Consider the following 5,572-nt stretch of genomic DNA (forward strand, 5'->3'; position numbering starts at 1 on the left):
CCTCTAAATCCATGTCAGACATGGCTTCACAGATAGCAACTGGCCTCCCCTTTTTTTCTGCTAAATCTTTTAGAGTCACGCGAAGTGGACTCCAAATCTTTTCTGGAACACGCTCAAACTGCCCACCTTCTTTCGTTTCTCTTATCACTCCGGCATCACCTATTTGCGCATCTGGTTTCAAAAATATTTCATCACAACCTAAGGCAATAATTGCAGCGCTGCTCATCGCATGCTTGGGAATATAGGCGACTGTTTTCACATTTCGGGAGTCGAGGTCAGCAATCGAATTGGCAAGATTGGTTCCTGACATTAAATAACCCCCACCAGAATCGATTTCAAATACAAGCAGATTTGCCCCCGAATTGATCGCTCGATTAATCTGACGTTCGATAAACCGTTCTAAAATTGGCTCAATCATCCCATCCACCTTGATCAACATCACTCGAGGTGCTTCACCCACCGTCGGATCATCACGTAACTTTTCTCTGGGAATCCCATATAATTCTGCAAGATCCCCCCGAGTCTGAGCCAGTTGCTGAACAAGAACATCCAGGGCACGTGCTTTACTACCGGAAAACACTCCCAATGAGCCTGATTCCTTAATGGTTTCGACGTCTACTATCACAGCCTTATTTGCCTGTAATCGTTTTAGCTCTTCGGGCGTAACGATCCTGGATTCAAGCTGCTTGTTGTCCCCTTCTCCCTGTTGAATTTTAATTCTCAACACCGCCTGTTGGGGATCCATCATCCCCAGAGCCAGTGCGCGGCTGAGCTTGGTGTTATGCCGCTTTTCAACAATAGAGAGTACAAATTCACGCTCATCTCGATCAAGGGATTTTCCGTAGCCGATGTCGCCCAGCTCGGCGTCAGGATGCATCACAATTTCATCACAGGCTAGCGCCAGCACAACGTTATTCCCAATCACCGTTTCGGGAATCCAGGCAATTGTTTTTAAATTTGATAACTTCGATGATGCCAGAAACTTCGCCAGCCCCTGAACCTGATGAAACGGACTGGAGCCCGGGGAAATCTTCAAAATCAGGTAACCCGTCTGATTGCTCTGCGCCGCTTCATTCTGCAAAGAAAGCGCAGCATTCGTGATCCGGCCATAAGTTACTTCGCCGACAGGGCTATCAATTGTCATGTACAAAGCAGGTTTAGAGGGAGGCTGATCCTGCTCCGCTTTTTGCGTTTGCTTTGCCTCTTTTGACTGTTTCTGTTCATTCTTAACTGGCTTTGACTTGGCTGGATCTGCCTGTAGATGAGAATTTCCGTTGAGCACTAAAAGTCCCAGTATCATTGCCAGTAACATCTGGTTGAACTTTTTCATTTTGTGACTTTCACCGTTGTCAAAACTGGAATTTTTAAGTTTGAAACTTCAGACAAATGATCCCGGTCACAGAAGATCAGAAAGGTTCTCTATCTGAAATGACCTCTTACTACATTAATAGATAAACAGCGTTCTACCAACCGGTGTATCCTAACCAACGCTATTTTACACCACTCAGATCAATCCATTTTATAAAATTATAGACGATTTGCAGCAATGAAATAAGGTAATAATTTGATCCGTCTGCTTTCTTTGATAATTCTTCACAAATCTATTGCTGACGACACCAGCAAATCAACGGTTCAGGAAGCTCGAATTTAACATTGAACTCCTGAAAATCTACCTTCAAGTGAGAAAAGCCCACCCCCTGATCCCATCTAAAGTTCGTCTGTTGTTGAAGACCAGAATAAAATATCAGAAAACCGGTTAAAATTTATGATTCAACCCCTTACAATAATGAGGCAATTCAAACAAAAAACCCGAAGGGCAGTTATGTCATTTTACGGCTATCACCCGATCATTGAAAAATGGTTTCGAAAACGTTTTCAGGCGCCGACCGATCCTCAGCTCAAAGGCTGGCCCTGTATCAACCGCGGTGAGCACACCCTGATCTCGGCTCCCACCGGTAGTGGAAAAACATTAACCGCATTTCTCTCTGTCATTGATCGGCTTGTAAAACGTTCTCTTGAAGGTGATCTGGAGAATGAGTATTCCGTGATCTATGTCTCGCCATTGCGTGCCTTATCAAATGACATGCATCGCAATCTGACCGAGCCTTTAGAAGAAATATCACAGCTGCTCGAAGAGGAAGGTTATACCTTTACTCCCATTCGCGTCGGTCTCAGAACCGGCGACACTCCCTCTTCAAAACGGGCCGCGCTTGTTAAACGTCCCCCACATATTCTCGTTACGACCCCCGAATCACTCTACCTGATGCTAACCGGTTCCAAAAGCCGGGAAACGCTCAAAACCGTTGAGACAGTAATTGTTGATGAAATTCACGCCCTCCTGCGGGACAAGCGCGGATCTCACTGGTCACTGACGTTGGAGCGTCTGGAAGTGTTAGTGGAACATCCCTTGCAGCGAATCGGTTTGTCTGCCACACAAAAGCCGCTGAATCGCGTTGCACAATTTCTGATCGGCAACCGTCCTGAAATTGAAATCACATCCGAGGCACCAGAGGCAACTCCCAGTGAATTTCCCGAACAAACCTGTCGCATTGTCGATATCGGGCACTCGCGTACCCTCGATATAGCAATTCAGGTTCCCCCTTCGGAGTTGAGTGCGATTTGTACTCACGAACAATGGGCTGAGTCACTGGAACAAATTGTCGAGCTGATTCAATCGCATCACAGCACACTCATTTTTGTCAATACCCGACGTTTGGCCGAGCGTATTACGCATCAGCTAACCGAACGGCTAGGCGAAGAGGTTGTTGGCAGCCACCATGGTTCTCTTTCTGCAAAAATACGACACCGTACTGAGCAGAAATTAAAAAATGGAGAACTCAAAGCGGTCATCGCAACCGCTTCGCTGGAATTAGGAATTGACGTCGGCTATATCGACTTGGTCATTCAGATCGGCTCTCCTCGCGGAATCGCCACGTTTCTACAGCGGATTGGAAGGTCCGGTCATTCATTGGGCCTGGTTCCCAAAGGGCGAATCTTTGCCCTCTCGCGCGATGAGTTACTGGAAAGCATGGCCTTGGTCCGTTCGATCAAACAGGGAATTCTGGATACGGTTCGTATGCCGGAAGCTCCCATTGATATTCTGGCGCAGCAAATTACCGCTGAAGTCGCCTGCCAGGAATGGAATACCGATGAATTATTTGAAATGATCACCCGCGCCTATTCTTATCGGAATCTGAAACAAACCGATTTTGTAAGCACGATCCAGTTTCTGAGTGAAGGCATCAGCAGTACCACCGGTCGAAGTCGCGTTTATCTGCACCACGATCAGGTGCAAAATCGAGTTCGCAGCCGAAAAAATGCGCGTCTGGTTTCGACTATGAATGGAGGTGCCATTCCGGAAGTGGCCTCGTATCGGGTGGTAACAGAGGATGATCAGACCGTTGTCGGCTCGGTGGATGAGGACTTTGCCGTCGAAAGCATGGCGGGCGATATTTTCCTGTTAGGAAATACATCCTGGCAAATTCGCTATGTGCGTGGCGGCAATGTCACCGTTGTCGATGCAAACGGCGCGCCCCCATCGATTCCCTTCTGGTTCGGTGAAGCACCGGGACGCTCATTGGAACTTTCTACTGAAATCTCACATTTGCGCGAGGAACTGGAACAACAAATCGAAGATCCCGAGCAAGCCATCAAATGGTTATCGCGTGAAACCAACACAGAGGAATGGGGCAGCAAACAGATCGTTGAATATGTCCAAGCCGAAAAAGCAGCATTAGGATTATTGCCAACACAAAAACGGATTATCTTCGAACGCTTTTTCGATGAATCAGGAGGCATGCAACTGGTGATTCATGCCCCCTTTGGTGGCGATATCAACCGCGCCTGGGGATACACAATGCGCAAGCGATTCTGCCGTTCCTATAATTTTGAATTGCAGGCCACCGCCGACGATAACGGCATCATTCTCTCACTGGGACCTCAGCACAGTTTTCCATTAGAGAGCCTGTTTTCCATGCTAAATACGGGGAACGTACAACAACTTTCAGAGCAGGCGATTCTGGACCATCCCATGTTTCACGTGCGATGGCGCTGGAATGTCACACGCGCGCTGCTGGTTTCCCGAATGCAAAATGGAAAAAAAGTTCCCCCACCTCTTCAACGATTTCGCGCAGAAGATTTGCTCACAGCCGTCTTCCCGCGCCTGACAGGCTGCCCCGAAAATGAAATCGGCGAAATTGTACGCCCCGATCATATTCTGGTAGACCAGACTTTACATGATTGTTTGAATGAACAACTTGACATTGAAGGCTTCAAAAATGTTCTACTACAAATCGAAGCAGGTGAAATCAAGCTGATTCCCCGTGATACCAGAGAGCCTTCTCCTTTCTGCTATGAGCTCTTAAATTCTAGCCCATATACTTTTCTGGATGGGGGCGAAGCACAGGAACGCCGCGCCCGGGCCGTTTCTACGAGACGTACTCTCTCCGTGGAAAGTGTGGAAGATTTAGGACGACTCTCACCCGAAGCCATCGCGCAGGTATGTCAGGAAGCACAACCACTCGTGCGGAATGCCGATGAATTCCATGATCTACTACTGGGTCGTATTCACCTTCCGATGAATGAACAACCGGCCTGGGACGACTGGTATCAGGAACTCGAAGCAACGGGCCGCGCAACAACCTTACAAAGAGCATCGAAAAATTCTGAAACGCTCTGTGACCAGAGCTGGGTTGCGACCGAACGACTACCCGCTGCGATAGCCGCCTTCCCGGATAGCAGTCATCACCCACCCGTCAATGTCCCTGCCGGCGTTCGTCAGGAATGGGAGTCAACAGAAGCTCGCATAGCCATCATTCGAGGACTACTCGATACCAGTGGTCCTTTGACTGTTGATGAAATTGCCAATCAGGCCGGATTAACCCCATCGCAGACCGAAGCGGCTTTGATGGCACTCGAAGGCGAAGGCATCGCCATGCAAGGCTATTTCCGCGTTAAAGACCCCAACTGGAATGTGAGCCAGGACACTGATTTACAAGCCAGTGATTCTACAGCTGAAAAAGAAACAGCCACAACATCAGCACCCCCTAAAGAATGGTGCCATCGTCGTCTACTGGCGCGCATTCATCGCCTGACATTGCAGGGACTCCGCGCACAGGTTCAACCGGTAGACACAAATTTATTCATTCAATTCCTGCTACAGCAACATGGAATGACCGGCAACGAAAAACGTTCCGGTACGAATGGTCTATTCGAAGTGCTCTCGATGCTGCAGGGAATTGATATACCGGCTATTTGCTGGGAACGAGATATACTGCCTGCACGACTGACAAACTATCAAAACAAAGATCTCGACGAACTCTGTTTCACCGGTGAAATTGGCTGGGGGCGACTTTACCCTCCCAAACGAACCGCCGACCAGGGAAAACCGATGACGGGCATTACACGTAATGCACCAGTCTCCTTCTTCTTACGCGAAGATATTTCCTGGCTCACCTATTTTCATGACAGCTCTACAGCCAAAAAGAACGCCGAAGAACAAAATTATCTTAGCAGCCCGGCTGTTGAAATACAGGAACTCTTATCGCAACAGGGAGCCCTCTTTGCTACCGAC

Annotated in this window: 1 protein-coding gene and 1 pseudogene; one reads left to right on the plus strand and one right to left on the minus strand. The window is 48.2% G+C overall.

Annotation, left to right across the window (positions count from 1 at the left end; genetic code table 11):
* Positions 1-1,330 (minus strand): annotated as a pseudogene (locus Q0668_RS25565) (hypothetical protein); the annotation flags it as partial.
* 492 nt (positions 1,331-1,822) lie between these two features.
* Between Q0668_RS25565 and Q0668_RS25570 the strand changes: the two are divergent.
* On the plus strand, positions 1,823-5,572 hold a 3,750-nt coding region (locus Q0668_RS25570), incomplete at its 3' end, for a DEAD/DEAH box helicase (RefSeq protein ID WP_298869399.1).

It is taken from the genome of uncultured Gimesia sp., assembly GCF_937910335.1.
Lineage (GTDB): Bacteria > Planctomycetota > Planctomycetia > Planctomycetales > Planctomycetaceae > Gimesia.